Genomic DNA, 19,298 nt, shown 5'->3' with positions numbered 1-19,298 from the left:
CCGTGACGACCACAGCGCTCCGCGAGGATGCGCGCCAGGAGGTCCCGGTGGTGCGACGCCGCCGCCGGGGCCTCGGCTGGTCCGGCCGCCTCGAGGTCGCGATCCTCGTCGGCCCGGCGCTGATCGTCTTCCTCGCCTTCGTGATCTTCCCGGTCGTGATGGCGGCCTACTACGGCTTCTTCAGCTGGCAGGGCTACGGCGTCCCGACCGACTTCGTCGGCTTCAAGAACTACCTGACGATCCTGCAGGACCCCACCTTCCACGAGGCGCTCAGCCACAACGGCACGATCGTGGTGCTCTCGCTCGTCCTGCAGGGGCCGGCCGCGATCCTGATCGCGCTGCTGCTCAACCGCAAGCTGCGCGGGCAGTCGATCATCCGCGTCCTGATCTTCGTGCCCTACGTGATCTCCGAGGTCGTCGTCGGCACCGGCTGGAGCCTCATGCTCCAGACCAGCGGCGCCGTCAACGGCTTCCTCGAGAAGGTCGGGCTCGGCGCACTGAAGCAGGACTGGCTCTCGGACCCCTCGATCGCCCTCTGGACCCTGATGCTGATCATCACGTGGAAGTACATCGGCTTCGCCGTGATCCTCTTCCTCGCGGGCCTCCAGGGCATCCCGGAGGAGCTGTCCGAGGCCGCGTCGATCGACGGAGCGTCCTACTGGCAGGTGCAGCGGCGGATCACCCTGCCGCTGCTCGCGCCGACGCTGCGGATCTGGGCGTTCCTGTCGATCATCGGCGCGCTGCAGCTGTTCGACCTCGTCTACATCATCTGGGGACAGTACGTGTCCTCGACCGCCGGCACCTCGACCATGGCGACGTACCTCGTCACCAACGGCCGCAACGCCGGCAACTACGGCTACGGCAACGCGGTCGCCGTGGTCCTGTTCCTCGTCTCGCTGATCGTCGCGCTGCTCTACCAGCGCTTCGTGCTGCGGCGGGACACCGAAGGTGCCCTCACGGGAGACACGAGGAAGGCCGGAGCCAAGAGATGACGACCCTGACAGCAGTGCCCCCGGGCACGAAGCCGCCCACCGCGACCACGCCGCTCTCGCCGCGGCCGCCCAAGCCCCGCCGCCGACCGCTGGGGCGCGGCACGATCATCGCCTACGTCGTCGCGATCGTCGTGATCGCCCTGATGCTCGCGCCGGTGGCGTACATCATCATCGGCGGGTTCCGCACGAACGCGCAGATCACCACCGACCCGTCCGGGTTCCCCGCGCCGTGGAACGTGCAGAACTACCTCGACGTGATCACCGGCGGCATCTTCTGGCGCGAGGTCGGCAACTCCGCCATCGCGGCCGGAGCGACCACGCTCGGCGTCGTCGTGCTGGGTCTGATGGCGAGCTACGTGCTCGCCCGCTACAGCTTCAGCGGCCGCGGCGTGTTCTACGCGCTCTTCGCGGCCGGACTGATGTTCCCGATGACCGTCGCGATCACCCCGCTCTACCTGGTGATCAAGAGCCTCGGCCTGATGAACTCGCTCGCCGGCGTCGTGCTCCCGCAGATCGCGTTCGGCCTGCCGACGACGATCATCATCCTGGTGCCGTTCCTGCGGGCGATCCCCGACGAGATCCAGGAGGCGGCCTTCATCGACGGCTGCAGCCGGATCGGGTTCTTCTGGCGGATGGTCGTCCGCCTGGCGATGCCGGGCGTGATCACGACGGGCATCCTCGCCTTCATCGCGAGCTGGAACAGCTACCTGCTGCCGCTGTTCATCCTCAGCGACGAGTCGAGCTTCACCCTGCCGCTGGGCGTGCAGGCCTTCTCGTCGCAGTACTCCGTCGACACCGCGAAGGTGCTCGCCTTCGTGTCGCTGTCGATGATCCCGGCGCTGATCTTCTTCAGCGTCTTCGAGCGCCGCATCGTCGGCGGACTCACCGGAGCGGTGAAGGGATGACCCCCATGACCCACAGGACCGACAAGAACGAGAGCCCGACCACCGAGACACAGGCCCCCTCCGCCCGCGTCGCCGACCTGATCGGCCGGATGACGCTGGAGGAGAAGCTGACCCAGCTGGTCGGCTACTGGGTCGATCAGGGCGGCGAGGTCGTCGCGCCGCTGGCCGGCGAGATGGCCACCTCCACCGGCTACGCCGACGCGACCCGCGAGGGCATCGGCCAGCTCACCCGCGTCTACGGCACCCGCCCGGTCGACCCGGTCGAGCGCGCGCAGTGGCTGTGGGCCGAGCAGCGCCGGCTGGTCGAGGAGACCCGGCTGGGCATCCCGGCGATCGTGCACGAGGAGTGCCTGACCGGCCTCGCGGCGTGGAAGGCGGCGACCTTCCCCACTCCGCTGGCCTGGGGCGCCTCGTTCGACCCCGAGCTGGTCGAGGAGATGGCCGCGGCCATCGGCGGCTCGATGCGCGAGCTCGGCATCCACCAGGGCCTCGCGCCCGTGCTCGACGTGATCCGCGACCCCCGCTGGGGCCGGGTGGACGAGTGCATCGCCGAGGACCCGTACGTGGTCGGCACGATCGGCACCGCCTACGTGCGCGGACTGCAGTCGGCGGGTGTCGACGCGACACTCAAGCACTTCATCGGCTACTCCGCCTCGCGCGGCGGCCGCAACCACGCGCCGGTGCACGCCGGACCGCGCGAGATCGCCGACGTGCTGCTGCCGCCGTTCGAGATGGCGATCCGCGACGGCGGCGCCCGCTCGGTGATGAACTCCTACGCGGAGATCGACGGCGACCCGGTCGGCGCGACGCCGGCCCACCTCACCGGCGTGCTCCGCGAGCGCTGGGGGTTCGACGGCGTGGTGGTGGCCGACTACTTCGCGGTCGCCTTCCTGCACCTGATGCACGCCGTCGCCGCCGACCTCGGCGAGGCCGCGCAGCTGGCGCTCGAGGCCGGCATCGACGTGGAGCTGCCGACCGGCGACGCCTTCCTCGCGCCGCTCGCCGAGCGGATCCGCTCCGGCGGCGCCGACGAGGCGATCGTCGACCGCGCGCTGCTGCGGGTGCTCGCCCAGAAGGAGCGGCTCGGCCTGCTCGACGCCCGCTTCGACGACCCGCCCGAGTCGATCGACCTGGACTCGCCCGCGCACCGCGACCTCGCCCGCCGCCTGGCCGAGGAGTCGCTCGTGCTGCTGACGAACGACGGGCGACTGCCGCTCGCCCAGCCGCGCCGGATCGCCCTGATCGGCCCGAACGCCGACAGCGCGCCCGCCCTGATGGGCTGCTACTCCTTCGCCAACCACGTGCTGGCGCACCACGAGGGCGTGCCGCTCGGCTTCGAGATCCGCACGGTGCGCGAGGCGCTCGCCGCCGAGTTCCCGGGGAGCGAGCTGCTCCTCGCCGAGGGCTGCTCGGTGGAGGGCGACGACCCCTCCGCCGACAGCGCCTCCGACGACACCGCAGGGATCGCCGAGGCCGTCGAGGCCGCCCGCGACGCGGAGATCGCCGTGGTCGTCGTCGGCGACCGCGCCGGGCTCTTCGGCCGCGGCACCGTCGGCGAGGGCAACGACGTCGAGAGCCTCGAGCTGCCCGGCCGTCAGCGCGAGCTGGTCGAGGCGGTCGTCGCCACCGGCACGCCGGTCGCCCTGGTGCTGCTCACCGGCCGCCCCTACGCGATCGACTGGGCGATCCGCGGCGCCTCCGCCCCCGCGGCGGTGCTGCAGGCGTTCTTCCCGGGGGAGGAGGGGGCCGGCGCGATCACGGGCGTCCTCTCGGGCCGCGTCGCGCCGTCCGGCCGGCTGCCGGTCTCGCTGCCGCGCTCGGCCGGCGCGCAGCCGTTCTCCTACCTGCACCCGATCCTCGGCGGGCCCTCCGACGTGACCAGCGCCGACAGCACGCCCGTCCTGCCGTTCGGGCACGGGCTGGCGTACACGACGTTCAGCCGGTCGGAGCTGGCGCTCGAGTCGACCGATCTCGGAACAGGCGAGGCACCCACCGACGGCGCCTTCACCGCGACCGTGCGGGTGCGCAACACGGGCGAGCGCGACGGCGTCGACGTCGTGCAGCTCTACGCGCGCGACGTGGTCGCCTCGGTCACCCGCCCGGTCGCGCAGCTCCTCGGCTACGCGCGGGTCGAGCTCGCGGCGGGGGAGGAGGCGCTCGTGCGCTTCGACGTCCCCTCCGCGCGGCTCGCCTTCACCGACCGGCGCGGCGTGCGCTCGGTCGAGCCGGGACTCGTCGAGCTCTGGGTGGGCCCGGACTGCGCCACAAAGGAGGCGACCGCCGAGGTCGTGCTGACCGGCGAGGTGTCGCCCGTCGGCGCCGAGACCCGGCGCACCGTGCTGACCGAGGTCGTGCGCGAGGACGCGCGGGTGGCGGTGCTCTGACAGCCGGGCCAGGCTGGAGCGATGAGCAGTGATCAGAGCCCCGTGGATCAGAAAGCCACTCTCCTCCGCTACCTGCAGGAGGGCCGCGACGCCCTCCTGCAGAAGCTCGACGGCCTGGGCGAGTACGACCTCCGCCGGCCGCTGGTACCCACCGGCACCAACCTGCTCGGCCTGGTGAAGCACGTCTCGGGGACGGAGGCCGGCTACCTCGGCGCCGTCTTCGGCCGGCCGTTCCCCGAGCCGATGCCCTGGATGGAGGACGAATCCGAGCCGAACTCCGACATGTGGGCGACGGCGGACGAGTCGCGCGAGCAGGTGGTGGAGCAGTACCGCCGGGTCTGGGCGCACTCCGACGCGACGGTGGCCGCGCTCGACCTCGACGCGCCGGGCGTCGTGCCGTGGTGGACGAACCGCGACGTGACGCTGCACCGGATCCTCGTGCACCTCACCGCCGAGACCCACCGGCACGCGGGGCACGCCGACATCGTCCGCGAGCTGATCGACGGCCGGGTCGGGCTGCGCACGCCGGGCGACAATTTGCCGCCGGTCCCCGCCGAGTGGTGGCCGGAGCACGTCGCCCGCCTGGAGGCGGTGGCGCGCGCGGCGGAGCAGTAGCGCTCCCGGCGGGGCTCCCGCGCCACCTCCCCCGTAGGGGTGGCATCCGGACTGAGAGGGCTCGCAGGGACTCGGCTGGCCATCAGGTGTCGGTTAGCGTGAGCGAGTGTCCCCGGAAGGGGGACGCACCGCGCCGACGTCCGGAGACGACATGACCACCGCCCCCTCCCGCCGCACCATCACATCCAGCGCCATCCCCCGCCGCACCGTCACGACCGCCGCCGCCTGGAGCGTCCCGATCGTCGCGGTCGCCGCCGCCGCCCCGCTCGCCGCGGCCTCGGCCACGCCGCCGCCCGCGCCGTCGGTCCGCTCGGTCGAGTACACCTCCTTCACCGCCGAGAGCTTCCGCGAGGAGCAGATCAACGTCAACCGCCCGCTCGCGATCGCGATCACCGGGCAGCTCACCGCCGGCGAGCTCGTCACCCTGAGCGTCGCGCCGCGGATGACCCGCTCCGGCTCCGGCGACTCGCGCGCGACTCCGCTGCGCATCACCGCCGCCGACGGCCCCAACTTCTCGGTCGTCTCCTCGAGCGTCGGCTCCGACGGCTCGCAGACGCTCCTGCTGCGCACCAACCGCGACCTCGCCGACGGCTCGTACCGCAAGACCATCGCCTGGGTCCCGGTCGACGGCCGGACCCAGGAGCAGACCGCCGACCTGCTGCTGACCTGGCCGCTCGGCACCTACACGGCGCCCATCACGGTGATCGTCGCGGGCGTGGCCGGCAGCGAGCAGGCCTACACCCTCAACCGCACGCCCGTCGGCGGCGCGGAGGAGTAGCGGGAAGGGAGTTCTCGGGCCCTCCGTCAAGGGGGTGGGAGCTCTCAGCGCCGCGTTCTAGCGTCGGATCTCGGCGCGGTCGTGCGCGCGAGAGGGGAAGACGATGCAGAAGCTGTACTACGCGAGCGGATTCGTGCTGCTGGGGGACGCGGTGTGCACCGCGGTCGTCGAGTACGCCCAGGCCCTGGCGAACGTCGGGAAGTCCGACCTCGTCGTCGTCCCGGGGCTCTCCGACGAGGGGCTGCGCGGCGAGACCCGCCTGCTGCTCGGGCCCGCCAGCCAGCTCTTCACCAGCCCGGCACTCGACCGCGGGATCGACCTCGACGACGACGAGGCGGTCGAGTCCATGCGCGACAGGACGCGGCGGCTGCTGCCGGCCCGGCCCACCACGGAGGCCCGCGCGAGCGAGGACCACGACACCGGCGGGGACTTCTTCTAGGCTCCCGTCACTTCTCGAGCGTCGTGCTCGGCCGCTCACCGAAGCGGTGCGCGTACGACGCCGAGAAGCGGCCGAGGTGCGCGAAGCCCCAGCGGTGCGCCACCTCGGTCACGCTGACCTCGCCCGAGGCCTTGGCGCGCAGCTCCTTGCGCACGGCGTCGAGCCGGATGCGGCGCAGGTAGTCGACGGCGGTGAAGCCGAACTCGCGGCGGAACTCCGACTGCAGAGTGCGCAGGCCGACGCCGCAGGCCTCGGCGATGGTCTCGGTGCGGATCGGCTCGTGCGCATGGGCGTACATGAACTCGATCGCGGTGCGCAGGCGCCCGCTGCGCGGCACGGCGAGGTCGGTCGGCGCCGCGAGCGACTCGTGCGGGAACGTCTCGAGCAGCGCGACGGCGACGGCGCGGTCGGCCTCCTGGCGCAGGAGCGCGGAGCTGTCGACGTCGTAGATCACCCGGGCGACCGCGGCGACCGTGGCCGACCAGCGGCGCAGCGCCTCGCCCTCGGGGCGCGCGGTGGTGTCGAACAGCAGTGGTCCACCCGCCGTGCCCTCCACCTCCTGGGCGACGCCCTCGAGGTAGCCGCCGTCGAAATGGATGAGGTTCTGCCGGTAGTCGTGGAACTCGAAGGCGTTCGGCCGGCCGGTCACGAAGATCGCGGGGCGGCCGTAGATCTGGCGCATCGGCGCCTGGTCGAGGTCGGTGACGCCCTCGCCCGCGGTGAGCCAGGAGACGACGTACTCGCCGTCGGTCTGGATCCGGCCCTCGATCGAGCCGGCGAACTGGCTGCCGCGGAGCGTGACGTCGCTGTCGCCGACCGAGGTGTAGCGGTAGGAGAAGTCCTCGCCCGGCTCCACCGAGAAGCGGTGCCCGTTGTACACCGACTCGAGCAGTGCGCGTGCCTGCTCGAAGTCCCGCCCGCCGATGTCGGAGCGGATGACCTCGCCGTTCGAGTCGTCCATCGCCCCCAGCGTCGCATGCGTGCGCATCGAGGTCGAGAGCAGCAGCGCGAAAGTTCGCTGGGCGGATACGGCCTGCGGAGACGGCCTAGGCGGCGGCGCGGCGCTTCCGCGGCCCGAAGGCCTGCGTCATGGCGACCACCGTGGCGCCGCGGAACTGCGAGAGCAGCACGACCGAGTGCCGGGCCCCGGATTCGACGGCGAGCGAGAACGTGCCGCCCGTCGAGGTGTCCCACCAGGAGCGGATGTCGAGCGCCCGCAGCCGGACGGTCGGCTGCGTGCCGCCCAGGACCAGCAGTCCCTCGGTGACGCAGAGCGAGCCGGTGACGCCGTCGAGCGTCGTCGAGCAGGCGAAGTCCGCGTCGTGGTGCGCCGGCCCGGCGAGCCGGAGGAAGTCGGGGGCCCAGTGCTCGGTTCCGTGCATCATCGTCTCCCCGCCCCCCGCCTGCGTGACGGGATCAGGCCGCGGCGGTGGCGACGGCGGAGTCCGGCTGCTGCGCCGGCTCGGGCACGATGCGCAGCCCGCGGCCGCTGTTGGCCTCCTCCATCAGCGCGCGCACCCAGGCGCCGTTGATGGCGGGGACGCGGCTGCCGTGGAAGGAGAACTGCAGCGGGATGGTCGGGTGCAGCCAGAGCGTCTGGCGGCCGGTGCCGTGTGCGCTCGAGGCGTCCAGCTGGAAGGCGAAGGCCTCGTTGCGGCGGAACTTGTTGATCATCACGATCTGCAGGTGCGCGAGTGCGCGGTCGTCGATCTCGTGGGAGGTGGCCGGAGTGCCGTAGAGGAGAGCGCCCATGTGCGGAGCCGCCGTTCTGTGTGGGAGTCGCGGTGTCGGCCGCGACGGGACGTGGGGGAACCGGCGGAGCGCCGGGACGTCGTGCGAGTCGGAGGAGGCCGACCCACCGCCGGGCTCGAAGGGCCCTGGCGGCGACTCCCTCTGCCGGGTGCCGGGCGGAGGGGGGAGTCGAGCGAGTGGTCGCAGGAACGACCGTTCTCCGAAGATACGGGGAGCGGCCCTGGAACGGGGGCCGCTATCCGCTTTGCGAAGCAGCGCCCGGATGCCGCGGGCGGACTCCCAGGAACGCGATGCCGCGTGCTCAGAACGCGTAGCGGACGCGGCAGTAGGGCAGGCGCTCGGCGAGGAGGGCGAGGAAGCGGTCGAGGGCGGCGCGCTTGAGGTCGCGGCGGTAGCGGATGTTGACGGCGCCGTTCTCGGAGACCTTCGACTCCTGCATCCGGGGCGCCCAGAGCAGGTCCTCGGCCTTCGGGTGCCAGCCGAGGTTGACCTCGTGCAGGCCCGCGTTGTGGGTGAGCAGGATCACCTCGGCGGCCAGCTGCGCCTTCGCCCGCGGGTGCAGGGCCGCGTCGAGCTGCTCGAAGAGCTCGGTCCAGTCGCGCTGCCAGGTCTCGGTGAGGATCACCGGGGAGAAGTTGACGTGCACCTCGTAGCCGGCGTCGACGAAGTCGTTGATCGCGGCGATCCGCTCGGCCATCGGCGACGTGCGCACGTCGGTGACCTTCGCCGTCTCGGCGGGCATCAGCGAGAAGCGGATGCGGGTGCGGCCGAGCGGGTCCCACTCGAGCAGCTCGCGGTTGACGTACTTGGTGGCGAACGAGGCCTTGGTGGTCGGCGACATCCGGAAGAGGTCGCAGAGGTCGCGGACGTTGTCGCTCAGCAGCGCGTCCACCGAGCAGTCGCTGTTCTCGCCGATGTCGTAGACCCAGGCCTCGGGGTCGCACTGGTTCGCCTCGGCCTTCACGCCCTGCTTCGCGATGTGGCGGGCGAGGTGGCGCTGGATCTGCTCGATGTTCGCGAAGACCGTGATCGGGTTGCTGTAGCCCTTCCGCCGCGGCACGTAGCAGTAGACGCAGGCCATCGCGCAGCCGTTGGCGGAGGAGGGGGCGATGAAGTCGGCGGAGCGGCCGTTGGGGCGGGTGACCAGCGACTTCTTGACGCCCACGACGAGCGCCTCCGTCTTGATCCGCACCCAGCGCGCGACGTTCGCCTCGTCGCCGTGCACCTCCGGGATGTTCCAGTGCGAGTCGACCGGCACGATCTCGGCCGCGGGCCAGCGCTCGACGATCTCCTGCCCGCGGGGCAGCTCGAGCGCGGCCGGCTCGGCGTAGATGCGCCGGACGTCGAGGAGGGTGCGCTGACGGATGCCGGACATGCGTCCGTTCTACCGGCGACCACCGACAGTGCAGCCCACCGACGGTGCGGGTGACCTCGGGAGTAGAGTCCCGCGCATGGACGCCGCCGCCTCCTCCGCCATCGGCGCCGCCGCCGTCACCGAGCTGCCGCCCGACTTCGTGCTCGCCCTCGGGGCCGTCGGCGAGGCGCTCGCCGCGATGGCCGCGGGCGATGCGGAGCCGTACCGCCGCTGCTGGGCCGACACCGCGGACTCGACCCTCTACGGCGCGTTCGGCACGATCGAGCGGGGCCGCCCGGCGATCGACGAGACGCTCGGCTGGGTCGCGAGCCGGTTCGCTGGCGGCGGGCTGACGCCTCACTACGACCTGATCCATGTCGCCGGCGATCTGGCCTACACGGTGGGCCGCGAGCTCGGCGCGACGCGGATCGACGGGCGCGAGGCGACGCCGCTCGTCATCCGGGTCACCCACGTCTACCGCCGCATCGACGGCCAGGGCTGGCGGATCGTGCATCGGCACGGCGACCACCCGCCGCACCTGGAGCGCTGAGCGGGTCGTCGCGGCAGGTGGGGCATCGCGGAGGATGGAGGCATGGAGCCGACCGCCGACCGCTACCGCCGCGCCGCCGCCGAGCTGGCGCAGACCTCCGAGCTGCAGGTCGAGTGGGCGCTCGCCGTCGCCGGCGACGAGGCGCTGCTGGCGCTGATCGACGAGCTGCCGCCGGCCCACCGGCAGCCGTCGCTGCTGTTATCGGTGGCGCGGCTGCTCGGGGCGCCCTCGGTGGACGGCCCGGGCTTCGCGGAGTGGCTGCGGCGGGAGTGGCCGCGGGTCGCGCCGGTGGCGGCGGAGCGCCTCACCCAGACGAACGAGGCGCTGCGCTGCGTCCCGCTGGTCGCGGCGCTGGAGCGGATCACGGAGCCGGGGGAGCCGGTCGCGCTGATCGAGATCGGCGCATCGGCCGGGCTGTGCCTGGCGCCGGAGCGGTACTCGTACGCGTTCACGGGGGCGGAGGGGACGACTCGGCTGGGGCGGGGCGAGCCGGGGCGGGGCGGGCCGGTGCTCGAGTGCGCGGTGACCGGGGGAGCGGCGCCCTCGCGGCTCCCCGTCGTGGCCTGGCGGCGCGGGCTGGACCTGCGTCCGCTCGACGTCGGGTCCGCCGAGGACCGCGCCTGGCTGGAGGCGCTGCTGCCGCCGGACCGGCCGGAGCGCACCGAGCGGCTCCGGGCCGCCGTGGCGACGCTGCGGGAGGACCCGCCGGAGATCGTCGCGGGTGACGCGGCGGAGGCGCTGCCGGAGGTGCTCGCCGCGGTGCCGCGTGGGCTGCGGACGGTCGTGGTGTCGCTCGGGACGCTGGTGTACCTGCCGTGGGCCGCGCGGGAGCGGGTGCTGGCGGCGGTCGCCGAGTCGGGCGCGAGCCTGGTGACGCTCGAGGCGGAGGCGCTGCTGCCGTCGCTCCGGGAGCGGGCCGCCGCGCTGACGGCGTCCGAGCGCACGCCCTTCCTGCTCGCGGCGGACGACGCACCGCTCGCCTTCGCGGCGCCGCACGGCGGCCGCCTCTCCTGGCTGAGCTGACGCCGACCGCTGCATGTTGATCGAGTAGCCCGCGGAGCGGGCGTATCGAGATCCACCACCGTCAGAACGCGAGTCTGCAGACCCGCCCTGCTGGTGGTGGCGGGTCTCGATACGCCCCTGCGGGGCTACTCGACCACCATGGCGCGGCGCCGCCGCGTCCTTTCCCTCACCACCGAGACGAGAAGCGGCTTCGCGGCTCGATACGCGCTGCGCGCTGCTCGACCGGAAGGGGGTCCGCACAACATCAGCTGAGAGCAGGGTCCCTCCCCTGACAGCCGAGGCCACCCCTTCTCAGCTGATGTTCTGCAGCGCCCGAGCGCTCTCCCTCGCCACTGAGCCGCGCCGCTACAGGGCGTCGACGAAGAGCTGGGTGGCCTGGGGGACGTAGGAGGTGTTCGTCGACGGGTCCCAGCCGACGAGGGCGACGACGTCGCCGCCGACGCGGGTGGTGATGCCGACGAGGGTGAAGGGGGCGCCGCCGACGTCGCCGGTGACGGTCCAGCCGACGGCCTCGTCGGTGCCGGTGATCGTCGGCTCGGTCTGCTCGACGGTGGTCTGCACGGGGGTGCCCTGCAGGGCGAACAGCTCGGAGCCGTCGGCGCAGCGCTCGAGCGCGTCCTCGGCGGAGGCGACGAGGGCGGAGGCGGTGTCCGCGTCGCCGGTGCTCGCGACGACCGAGGTCATCGAGCGGTCGGCGCTCGTGCCGTAGGCGAGACCGGCGTCGGTGAGCGTGTCGTCCGCGTCCCAGCCGACGCCGAACGGCGCGAGGCAGGAGGCGTCCGTCGCGGTGAGCCCCGGGTAGACCGAGCCGAGCATCTCCTCGGTGCTGGTGAACTCCGCGGGCACGAACTGGATGTCGTCGAAGATCGTCGCCAGCTCGGCGTCGGTGTGCTGCGGCAGCGCCTCGGCGGTCGGCTCGGGCTCGGCGGCGGCGGTGCAGCCGGTCAGCGCGAGCAGCAGGGCGCCCGCGAGGGCGACTCCGGCTCGGGCGACTCCGGCTCGGGCGGCGGTGGTGTGCGTCATGGTGGTTCCCCCTCTGCTCCGCCGTGCGTCCGGGCGGAGGCGGCCCGAGGCTAGCAGAGGCCTCGGACACCGCCCCGCCGCTAGACCTCCGTGTGCCCCAGGTCCGCGTGCGCGAGCAGCCGGATCTCCGGCTCCGCGATCGACTCGAACTCCAGCACGACCACCTCGTTGCGACCCACCCGGGTGACCGGCGACGGCACGATCAGCGTGCGCTGCGGCCCGCGCCGCCAGTATCGGCCGAGCAGGAAGCCGTTCACCCAGACCAGGCCCTTGCCCCAGTGCAGCGTGTCGAGGTGCAGGTCGGCCTGCGCGTCGAGCTCGAAGGAGCCGGAGGCGAGCCCCGGTCCGGCCGCGAACGACCCGCTCCCGGGCACCCGGCCGCACTCGGGCAGGCACTCCAGCGCGAGCGGCCGGGCGACCCAGCCGCCCAGCTCCGCGCCGTCGAGCCGCACGCCGCCGATCAGCCCCTTGTGCTCGCCGATCCGCTCGCCGTAGTTCACCCGGCCCTGGTCCTCGACCAGGACCGCCAGCTCGCCGGTGCCGCGGGGCAGGGTGATCGCCCGCTCGTGGTCGTCGCGCGCGAGCACGCCGACCGGGACGCCGTCGAGCAGCACCCAGGCGCGGTCGCGCACCTCCTCGCCGACGACCAGCCGGGCGGGAGCAGTCCCGGCGTCGAGCGTCGTCGTGAACAGCACGAAGCCGTCGCCCTGCCCGAGGTCGTCGAAGGTCGCCATCGTCTCCAGGCGCGTCGCCGGCCCGAAGACCGCGTCGAGCCCGAGCAGCGCGGGCCCCGGCACGAGCGGCGCGGTCAGCACCGGCGCCGGCGGGGACACCGCGGGCACCTCCTCCGGCACCGGCGCGTAGCGCGCGATGACCTCGCGGAAGGCCCAGTACTTGGCAGTCGGGTCGCCGCTCTCGTTCAGCGGGGCGTCGTAGTCGTAGCTCGTGGTGATCGCGGCGTAGCGGCCCTTGTCGTTCGCGCCGCTGGTCAGGCCGAAGTTGGTGCCGCCGTGGAACATGTAGATGTTGACGGAGCCGCCGACCGCGAGCAGCGCGTCGAGCTCGCTCGCGGAGGCCGCCGCGTCCGTGGTGTGGTGCTGGGTGCCCCAGTCGTCGAACCAGCCGCACCAGAACTCCATGCACATCAGCGGTCCGGTCGGCTGGAACTCGCGCAGCGTCGCGAGGCGCTCGGCCGTCCGCGAGCCGAAGGAGCCGGTCAGGTGCAGGCCGGGCAGGCTGCCGTCGGCGAGCATCTGCGGGGTCGGCTGGTCGATCGTCGTGAGCGGCACCGTGATGCCGCTGTCGCGGGTGACGCGGACCAGCTCGGCGAGGTACTCCTTGTCGGAGCCGTACGCGCCGTACTCGTTCTCGATCTGCACGAGCACGACGGGCCCGCCGTTGTCGATCTGGCGCGGTGCCACGATCGCGGAGATCCGCCGGAGGTACTCGCTCACCGCCGCGAGGTAGTGCGGCTCGGAGCGGCGCACGCCCACCTCGGGGTCGCGGAGGAGCCAGGCGGGCAGGCCGCCGTTGCTCCACTCCGCGCAGATGTAGGGGCCGGGGCGCACGATCGCGTGCAGGCCCTCGGCGGCGACCAGGTCGAGGAAGCGGCCGAGGTCGAGCCCGGCGTCCTCGCGCCACGCGCCGCGCTGGGGCTCGTGCGCGTTCCAGGCGACGTAGGTCTCGATGGTGTTCAGGCCCATCAGGCGGGCCTTGCGGATCCGGTCGGCCCAGAGGTCCGGGTGGATCCGGAAGTAGTGCAGCGCTCCCGACAGGATGCGGTGCGGCCTGCCGTCGAGCTCGAAGTCGGTCGCGCCGATGGCGAAGCGGCTCTCGGGCGCAGTGGTCGGCGCAGCGGTCGGCACGTTGGTCGACGCAGTGGAGTCGGGAGCGGTGGTCATGCGGGATCCCCCTCAGGATCATGAGACGGGTCGAGGCCGGCCGGAGCGATCCGACCGGCCTCGAACGCCGCCAGTGCTACTTGAGAACAGTGCTACTCGGAGACCTTGAAGCCCTGAGCGTTGCCGTACTCGACGAGCTTGCTCTGCCAGGCGGCGATGCCGTCGTCGAGGCTCGACTTGTTGGCGTAGGCCTGGCCGACGGTGTCGCCGAAGACGCTGTTCGCGTAGACCTGGAAGGGCAGGTACGACCAGCCGGGACGGACGTCCGTCGAGGCCTGGGTCAGCACCTCGTTGATCTTCTGACCGCCGAAGTACTCGGACTCGGCGCCGGTGAAGTCCGGGCTGCTGAGGTCGGCCGAGGTCGACGGGAATCCGCCGCTCTCGAGGAAGACGTCGACCGAGGCCTCGTCGCTGTTCAGCCAGCGCAGGAACGCGGCGGCCAGCGCCGGGTTCTCGCTCTGCTTGGTGACGGACTGGCCGCCGCCGCCGTTCTCGGCGCTGACGGCGGTGCCGTCGTAGGTCGGGATGGGCGCGACGGCCCAGTCACCGGAGGCGTCGGGGACGCTGGACTCGAGCACGCCGGGCATCCAGGCGCCGGTGATCAGCGAGGCGATCGAGCCGTCGCCGAGGCCCTTGTACCACTCGTCGCCCCACGCGGGGGTGTCGGAGAGGAGGCCGCCCTCGACGAGCTGGTTCCAGACGCCGGTCCACTTCTCGGTGCCCTCGTCCTTGAGGTTCACGGTGACGTTCGTGCCGTCGGTCGTGAAGGGCTCGCCGCCCGCCTGCCAGATCATGCTGGTCGCGAAGCCGGCGTCGCCGGTGTCGGCGGTGATGAACTTCGACGGGTCGGCCGCCTGGAGCGACTTCGCCGCGGCGATGTACTCGTCCCAGGTGGTCGGCACGGCGATGCCGTACTGGTCGAAGACCTTCTTGTTGTAGAACATCGCCATGGGGCCCGAGTCCTGCGGGAGGCCGACGAGCTTGCCGTCGATGTTGACGCTGCCCCAGGTGGACGCCGAGAACTTGTCCTCGAGGTCGCCCATGCCGTACTGCGAGAGGTCGAGCAGCGAGTCCGACAGCGCGAACTGCGGCATGGCGTAGTACTCGATCTGGACGACGTCGGGGGCGCCCGAGCCGGCCTTGATCGCGTTCTCGAGCTTGGTGTACTCGTCCTTGTTCGTGCCGGCGTTGACCAGCTCGACGTCGACCTTCGGGTACGCCTTCTCGAACGCGGCGACCTGGGCCTCGGCGCTGGGGGTCCAGCTCCAGTAGGTGATCTTCCCGCCGGTCTCGAGCGCGGCGTCGAGGTCGGCCGCGGTGCCGGAGGCGGTCGTGCCGCCGCCGGTGGTGCCGCCGGACGAGCAGGCGGCGAGCGAGCCCGCGGCGAGTGCTGCGGCCGCGACGACCGTCAGGGTCCGCCGGAGGGCGGAGTGGGCGATCTTCATGGTGATTCCCTTCACTTCTTCGTGCTGTGGGGTGGTGCGGGTGGAGTGGTGCGGGGCAGGACGCTCCGACCGGGGAGTGGGTACGTGGGGAGGGCCTAGCCCTTGACGCTGCCGGCGCTCAGGCCGGACTGCCAGAAGCGCTGGAGGCCGAGGAACGCGACGACGATCGGGATGATCGTCAGCAGCGAGCCGGTGATCACCAGGTTGTAGATCGGCTGGGCGCTGACGCCGGTGGCCTGCGCGTTCCACTGGTTGAGGCCGACGGTGAGCGGGTACCACTGCGGGTCGCTCAGCATGATCAGCGGGAGGAAGTAGTTGTTCCAGGTCGCGACGACCGAGAACAGCAGCACGGTGACGATGCCGGGGGCGAGCAGGCGGATCGAGATGGTGAAGAAGGTGCGGAACTCGCCCGCGCCGTCCATCCGCGCCGCCTCGAGCAGCTCCGTCGGCACCGACTCCACCGCGTAGACCCAGACCAGGTAGAGGCCGAAGGGGCTGATCAGCGAGGGGATGATGATCGCCCACGGGGTGTTGGTGAGGCCGAGCTGGCTGAACATCAGGAAGGTCGGGACGGCGAGCGCGGTGCCGGGGACGGCGATCGCGCCGAGGACGACCGCGAAGACCGCCTTGCGCCCGGCGAAGCGGAACTTCGCGAGGCCGTAGCCGGCGAGCGTGGCGAGCAGGGTCGCTCCGCCCGCGCCGACCACCACGTAGAGCAGCGTGTTGCCGAGCCAGCGGAGGAAGATGCCGTCGCGGTAGGTGAGCGTCTCGGCGATGTTCTGGAAGAGGACGAAGTCGCCGTCGAACCAGAGGCCGAAGCTCGAGAACAGGCCGGCCTGGGTCTTGGTCGCGTTGATCACGAGCCAGGCGAGCGGCACGAGGCTGTAGAGGATGAACGCCGACATCAGCAGCGTGAAGGCGATCGACTTCTTCGGGGCGACCGAGGAGCCGCGGCGGGCGGGGCGCTTGGCCGGAGCGGTCTTCGTGGGACGGGGTGCGGTTGCGATGGCCATCAGTTCTCCTTGCGCGCGCCGCGGAGCTGCACGACGTAGGCGATCACCGCGGTGATCACGCCCATGACGATGGCGACCGTGGCCGACGCGTTGTACTGCTGACCCGCGAAGGACAGGTTGTAGGCGTACATGTTCGGCGTGAAGTAGGTGGTGATGATGTTCGGCGCGAGCGTCCGGAGGATGTTCGGCTCGTTGAACAGCTGGAAGCTGCCGATGATCGAGAAGATCGAGGCGATGACGATCGCGCCGCGCAGGGCGGGCAGCTTGATCGAGCGGATGACGCGCAGCGGGCCGGCGCCGTCGATCTCGGCGGCCTCGTAGAGCTCGCCGGGGATGGTCTTCAGCGCGGAGTAGAAGATCAGCATGTTGTAGCCGACGAACTCCCACGTGACGATGTTGCCGATCGAGACCAGGATCCAGTCGCGCGAGAACGGCGCGATCAGGTCGGAGCCGAGCAGGTCGTTGACGTTGGCGGTGAGGCCGAAGTTGTCGCCGTAGATGAAGCCCCACATCAGGACCGCGACGACCGCGGGGACCGCGTAGGGGAGGAAGACGACGATGCGGAAGAAGCCGGTGCCGTGCAGCCGGCCGCTGTCGATCGCGAGGGCCGCGACGAGCGCGAGCACGAGCATCACCGGGACCTGGACGACCAGGAACAGCAGGACGCGGCCGAAGCCCTCCCAGAAGTTCGGGTCGCGGAAGATCGCCAGGTAGTTCTCGAAGCCCACGAAGGCGTTGCCGCCGATGAGCTGCTCGCGGAACAGGCTGAGGTAGATCGAGTAGATGACCGGCGCGATGAAGACGAGCAGGAACACCACGAGGAAGGGGGCCACGAAGGCCAGGCCCTTCCACTCGCTCTTCGCGCGACTGCGCGGAACGGCGAGGGGTGCGGCCGGAGGGGTGACCTCGCGCAGCGGGACAGGGGGAGACGTCGTCGTCATCGAGGAGATTCCGTTCGGGGTCGGTTCCGACATGTTCACGTCAACATGGCAGGACGCCACCGTAGCATGGCGACGTCAACACGCGCACGATCCGTTAGGTTTCGATGGGGAAACGATGTTCCGCCACCGGCGCGGGACTCGTGGAGGGACGGCATGGCCATCAAGACGAACGCGGCGACCGCCGTCCCACGCCGACGGAGCGTGTCGATGGCCGACGTCGCGCGACGCGCGAACGTGTCCGGGCAGACCGTCTCGCGGGTGTCCAACGGCAAGCAGAACGTCGACACCGAGACGCGCGAGCGCGTGCTCGAGGCGATGCGCGCCCTCGGCTACCGGCCCAACAGCGCCGCGCGGGCCCTGCGCACCGGCCGCTTCCACAGCATCGGCGTGATCATGTTCACGCTGTCCTCCTTCGGCAACATGCGCACCCTGGACGCCATCGCGGTCGCCGCGGCCGATGCGGGGTACTCGATCACCCTCATCCCCGTGCCGCACCCGACGCAGGGCGAGGTGTCCGTCGCCTTCCACCGCCTGAGCGAGGAGGCGGTCGACGGCGTCATCATCGTCATGGAGGCGCACCTGCTCGACGAGGCCGACATCGTGCTGCCGCCCGATCTGCCCGTCGTGGTCGTCGACTCGGCCGGCGGCGACCGCTACCCGGTCGTCGACACCGACCAGGTCTCGGGCGCGCGCCAGGCCGTCGAGCACCTGCTCGGGCTCGGCCACCGCACCGTCCACCACATCGCCGGGCCGGAGCGCTCCTACTCGGCCGAGCGGCGCCGGGAGGCGTGGGAGTCGACGCTGCGCGCGCAGGGCGCCCCCGTGCCCGAGGCGCTCGTCGGCGACTGGTCGAGCGCGTCGGGGTACCGGATCGGCCGGGAGCTGGCCGCGGATCCGGCCGTGACGGCGGTCTTCGCCGCGAACGACCAGATGGCGCTCGGCGTGCTGCGCGCCCTGCACGACGCGGGCAAGGCGGTGCCGGGCGAGGTCAGCGTCGTCGGCTTCGACGACATGGAGGAGTCGGCGAGCTTCTGGCCGCCGCTGACCACCGTGCACCAGTCGTTCGGCGACACCGGGCGCCGCTCGGTCGACATCCTGCTGCGCGAGCTGGAGTCGGGCGAGCGCTCGGGCGTGACGCTGACGCCGACGGAGCTCGTCGTGCGGGAGAGCACGGGGCCGGCGCCGCGCTGAGGTGCCCGGGCCGCCCGGGCCGCTCGAAGGTGTCGACTGCGGGCGATACTGTGAGGCTTCTCACCCGTCCTCGCTAAGGAGCACCCATGTCGGTCGGCCTGCTCGCCGTCGTCGATGACATCCTCACCGCCGCCCTGAAGGCGAGCGCGAAGACGGCCGGTGTCGTCATCGACGACGCGGCCGTCACTCCGCAGTACGTCCAGGGGCTGACCCCGGCGCGCGAGCTGCCCGTGGTCGGGCGGATCGCGCTCGGCAGCCTCGTCAACAAGTTCGTGATCATCATCCCGATCGCGCTGCTGCTCTCCTCGTTCGCGCCCTGGGTGCTGCCCTACCTGCTGATCGTCGGCGGCGCCTTCCTCTGCTTCGAGGGTGCGGAGAAGGTGCTCGAGTGGTTCGGCGTGCACCACGCGGCGGGCGAGACGGAGGCGCGCGACGAGAAGAAGCTCGTGTTCGGCGCCGTCCGCACCGACCTCATCCTCAGCACCGAGATCATGCTGATCGCCCTCGACGGGCTCGACACCGACCTCGGCTTCGGCGGGACGCTCGGGGCGCTCGCCGTGGTCGGCCTCGGCATGACGCTGCTCGTCTACGGCGCGGTCGCTCTGCTGGTCAAGATCGACGACGTCGGGCTGCGGCTGATGAAGAACGCGGCTCGCGGCGTCCGGCGCTTCGGCGTGCGCATCGTCGCCTCGATGCCGGCCGTCTTCCGCACCATCAGCATCATCGGCACGCTGGCGATGCTCTGGGTCGGCGGGCACCTCGTCACCGCGAACCTGGCCGAGACCTTCTGGCACGGCCCCTACGACCTCGTGCACTTCGTCACCCACGCGGTCGAGGGCGCCGGCCCGGTCGTCGTCTGGATCGCCGACACCTTCGTCTCGATGATCTTCGGCCTCGTGCTCGGCCTGATCGTCGTCGCCGCCGTCACGGGCGTCCGCCGTGTCCTGAAGCGCGGCGAGCCGGCCGAGGCGCACTGACGGGTCGGGTCTCGA

General features: G+C 71.9%; 19 protein-coding genes. 10 read left to right on the top strand and 9 right to left on the bottom strand.

The genetic code is table 11. The features are described from left to right. Positions 1-2 precede the first annotated feature (2 nt). The 6 genes from EDF22_RS15740 (at position 3) to EDF22_RS15715 (ending at position 6,113) form a co-directional block, all read left to right on the top strand. Positions 3-992: a carbohydrate ABC transporter permease gene (locus EDF22_RS15740; RefSeq protein WP_260303506.1), complete on the top strand. Its 990-nt coding sequence runs from the start codon at positions 3-5 to the stop codon at positions 990-992. Beyond that, positions 989-1,897, top strand: coding sequence for a carbohydrate ABC transporter permease (locus tag EDF22_RS15735; protein ID WP_123705808.1), 909 nt, complete (start codon positions 989-991; stop codon positions 1,895-1,897). Before EDF22_RS15740 ends, EDF22_RS15735 begins: the two co-directional genes overlap by 4 nt. Before the next feature lie 5 nt (positions 1,898-1,902). Further along, positions 1,903-4,281: a glycoside hydrolase family 3 N-terminal domain-containing protein gene (locus EDF22_RS15730; protein ID WP_260303505.1), complete on the top strand. Its 2,379-nt coding sequence runs from the start codon at positions 1,903-1,905 to the stop codon at positions 4,279-4,281. A 21-nt stretch (positions 4,282-4,302) separates the two neighbouring features. Further along, on the top strand, positions 4,303-4,896 hold the full coding sequence (locus tag EDF22_RS15725) for a DinB family protein (RefSeq protein WP_123705806.1): 594 nt from the start codon (positions 4,303-4,305) through the stop codon (positions 4,894-4,896). Positions 4,897-5,047: 151 nt separating this feature from the next. Further along, positions 5,048-5,674: a hypothetical protein gene (locus tag EDF22_RS15720; RefSeq protein WP_123705805.1), complete on the top strand. Its 627-nt coding sequence runs from the start codon at positions 5,048-5,050 to the stop codon at positions 5,672-5,674. 103 nt (positions 5,675-5,777) lie between these two features. Continuing rightward, positions 5,778-6,113 carry a hypothetical protein gene (locus EDF22_RS15715; protein ID WP_123705804.1) on the top strand — a complete coding sequence of 112 codons (336 nt, stop codon included), beginning with the start codon at positions 5,778-5,780 and terminating at the stop codon, positions 6,111-6,113. 7 nt (positions 6,114-6,120) lie between these two features. Here EDF22_RS15715 and EDF22_RS15710 read toward each other — a convergent pair whose 3' ends face one another. The 4 genes from EDF22_RS15710 to EDF22_RS15695 all read right to left on the bottom strand — a co-directional run bounded on the left by EDF22_RS15710 (position 6,121) and on the right by EDF22_RS15695 (position 9,231). Beyond that, a complete protein-coding gene (locus tag EDF22_RS15710) occupies positions 6,121-7,074 on the bottom strand; it encodes an AraC family transcriptional regulator (RefSeq protein ID WP_166649706.1) in 954 nt (317 codons plus the stop codon). A gap of 85 nt (positions 7,075-7,159) precedes the next feature. Beyond that, positions 7,160-7,498, bottom strand: a complete 339-nt coding sequence (locus tag EDF22_RS15705) for a hypothetical protein (RefSeq protein WP_123447515.1) — start codon at positions 7,496-7,498, stop codon at positions 7,160-7,162. 31 nt (positions 7,499-7,529) lie between these two features. After that, positions 7,530-7,865 (bottom strand): ATP-dependent DNA ligase, encoded by a 336-nt coding sequence (locus EDF22_RS15700; protein ID WP_123705802.1) that lies wholly within the window; start codon positions 7,863-7,865, stop codon positions 7,530-7,532. 301 nt (positions 7,866-8,166) lie between these two features. Continuing rightward, on the bottom strand, positions 8,167-9,231 hold the full coding sequence (locus tag EDF22_RS15695; protein WP_397460172.1) for a spore photoproduct lyase family protein: 1,065 nt from the start codon (positions 9,229-9,231) through the stop codon (positions 8,167-8,169). 85 nt (positions 9,232-9,316) lie between these two features. Here EDF22_RS15695 and EDF22_RS15690 point away from each other — a divergent pair, with 85 nt between their 5' ends. Together EDF22_RS15690 and EDF22_RS15685 are read left to right on the top strand one after the other, a co-directional pair. Continuing rightward, complete coding sequence (locus tag EDF22_RS15690; protein ID WP_185038985.1) at positions 9,317-9,769, top strand: DUF4440 domain-containing protein; 453 nt, start codon at positions 9,317-9,319, stop codon at positions 9,767-9,769. A gap of 42 nt (positions 9,770-9,811) precedes the next feature. After that, positions 9,812-10,792: a DUF2332 domain-containing protein gene (locus EDF22_RS15685; protein WP_123705800.1), complete on the top strand. Its 981-nt coding sequence runs from the start codon at positions 9,812-9,814 to the stop codon at positions 10,790-10,792. Positions 10,793-11,137: 345 nt separating this feature from the next. Here the strand turns inward: EDF22_RS15685 and EDF22_RS15680 are convergent, their stop codons facing one another. From EDF22_RS15680 to EDF22_RS15660, 5 genes are all read right to left on the bottom strand, one after another. Beyond that, complete coding sequence (locus EDF22_RS15680) at positions 11,138-11,815, bottom strand: hypothetical protein (RefSeq protein ID WP_123705799.1); 678 nt, start codon at positions 11,813-11,815, stop codon at positions 11,138-11,140. Positions 11,816-11,895: 80 nt separating this feature from the next. After that, a complete protein-coding gene (locus EDF22_RS15675; protein ID WP_123705798.1) occupies positions 11,896-13,716 on the bottom strand; it encodes a beta-galactosidase family protein in 1,821 nt (606 codons plus the stop codon). Positions 13,717-13,808: 92 nt separating this feature from the next. Further along, entirely contained in the window at positions 13,809-15,161 is a 1,353-nt protein-coding gene (locus EDF22_RS15670) for a sugar ABC transporter substrate-binding protein (protein ID WP_123705954.1), read from the bottom strand. 95 nt (positions 15,162-15,256) lie between these two features. Then, positions 15,257-16,174 carry a carbohydrate ABC transporter permease gene (locus tag EDF22_RS15665; RefSeq protein ID WP_123705797.1) on the bottom strand — a complete coding sequence of 306 codons (918 nt, stop codon included), beginning with the start codon at positions 16,172-16,174 and terminating at the stop codon, positions 15,257-15,259. Further along, positions 16,174-17,115 carry a carbohydrate ABC transporter permease gene (locus EDF22_RS15660; protein ID WP_123444496.1) on the bottom strand — a complete coding sequence of 314 codons (942 nt, stop codon included), beginning with the start codon at positions 17,113-17,115 and terminating at the stop codon, positions 16,174-16,176. Before EDF22_RS15660 ends, EDF22_RS15665 begins: the two co-directional genes overlap by 1 nt. Positions 17,116-17,268: 153 nt before the next feature. Between EDF22_RS15660 and EDF22_RS15655 the strand changes: the two genes are divergently transcribed. Together EDF22_RS15655 and EDF22_RS15650 are read left to right on the top strand one after the other, a co-directional pair. Beyond that, positions 17,269-18,306, top strand: a complete 1,038-nt coding sequence (locus EDF22_RS15655) for a LacI family DNA-binding transcriptional regulator (protein WP_123705796.1) — start codon at positions 17,269-17,271, stop codon at positions 18,304-18,306. An 86-nt stretch (positions 18,307-18,392) separates the two neighbouring features. Next, a complete protein-coding gene (locus tag EDF22_RS15650; RefSeq protein WP_123705795.1) occupies positions 18,393-19,283 on the top strand; it encodes a DUF808 domain-containing protein in 891 nt (296 codons plus the stop codon). Positions 19,284-19,298: the final 15 nt, after the last annotated feature.

The sequence above is a fragment of the Rathayibacter sp. PhB127 genome (assembly GCF_003751665.1).
GTDB lineage: Bacteria > Actinomycetota > Actinomycetes > Actinomycetales > Microbacteriaceae > Rathayibacter > Rathayibacter festucae.
The sequence above is the reverse complement of the archived record's forward strand: the minus strand, read 5'-3'. Positions and strand labels throughout refer to the sequence as shown.

Excerpts from the sequence above, each read along its gene's own strand:
- EDF22_RS15725 (WP_123705806.1), top strand. The coding sequence starts at position 4,303 with ATGAGCAGTGATCAGAGCCCCGTGGATCAGAAAGCCACTCTCCTCCGC.
- EDF22_RS15730 (WP_260303505.1), top strand. The coding sequence starts at position 1,903 with ATGACCCACAGGACCGACAAGAACGAGAGCCCGACCACCGAGACACAG.
- EDF22_RS15680 (WP_123705799.1), bottom strand. The coding sequence starts at position 11,815 with ATGACGCACACCACCGCCGCCCGAGCCGGAGTCGCCCGAGCCGGAGTC.
- EDF22_RS15705 (WP_123447515.1), bottom strand. The coding sequence starts at position 7,498 with ATGATGCACGGAACCGAGCACTGGGCCCCCGACTTCCTCCGGCTCGCC.
- EDF22_RS15735 (WP_123705808.1), top strand. The coding sequence starts at position 989 with ATGACGACCCTGACAGCAGTGCCCCCGGGCACGAAGCCGCCCACCGCG.
- EDF22_RS15685 (WP_123705800.1), top strand. The coding sequence starts at position 9,812 with ATGGAGCCGACCGCCGACCGCTACCGCCGCGCCGCCGCCGAGCTGGCG.
- EDF22_RS15670 (WP_123705954.1), bottom strand. The coding sequence starts at position 15,161 with ATGAAGATCGCCCACTCCGCCCTCCGGCGGACCCTGACGGTCGTCGCG.
- EDF22_RS15715 (WP_123705804.1), top strand. The coding sequence starts at position 5,778 with ATGCAGAAGCTGTACTACGCGAGCGGATTCGTGCTGCTGGGGGACGCG.
- EDF22_RS15675 (WP_123705798.1), bottom strand. The coding sequence starts at position 13,716 with ATGACCACCGCTCCCGACTCCACTGCGTCGACCAACGTGCCGACCGCT.
- EDF22_RS15665 (WP_123705797.1), bottom strand. The coding sequence starts at position 16,174 with ATGGCCATCGCAACCGCACCCCGTCCCACGAAGACCGCTCCGGCCAAG.
- EDF22_RS15690 (WP_185038985.1), top strand. The coding sequence starts at position 9,317 with ATGGACGCCGCCGCCTCCTCCGCCATCGGCGCCGCCGCCGTCACCGAG.
- EDF22_RS15660 (WP_123444496.1), bottom strand. The coding sequence starts at position 17,115 with ATGACGACGACGTCTCCCCCTGTCCCGCTGCGCGAGGTCACCCCTCCG.
- EDF22_RS15700 (WP_123705802.1), bottom strand. The coding sequence starts at position 7,865 with ATGGGCGCTCTCCTCTACGGCACTCCGGCCACCTCCCACGAGATCGAC.
- EDF22_RS15655 (WP_123705796.1), top strand. The coding sequence starts at position 17,269 with ATGGCCATCAAGACGAACGCGGCGACCGCCGTCCCACGCCGACGGAGC.
- EDF22_RS15720 (WP_123705805.1), top strand. The coding sequence starts at position 5,048 with ATGACCACCGCCCCCTCCCGCCGCACCATCACATCCAGCGCCATCCCC.
- EDF22_RS15710 (WP_166649706.1), bottom strand. The coding sequence starts at position 7,074 with ATGGACGACTCGAACGGCGAGGTCATCCGCTCCGACATCGGCGGGCGG.
- EDF22_RS15650 (WP_123705795.1), top strand. The coding sequence starts at position 18,393 with ATGTCGGTCGGCCTGCTCGCCGTCGTCGATGACATCCTCACCGCCGCC.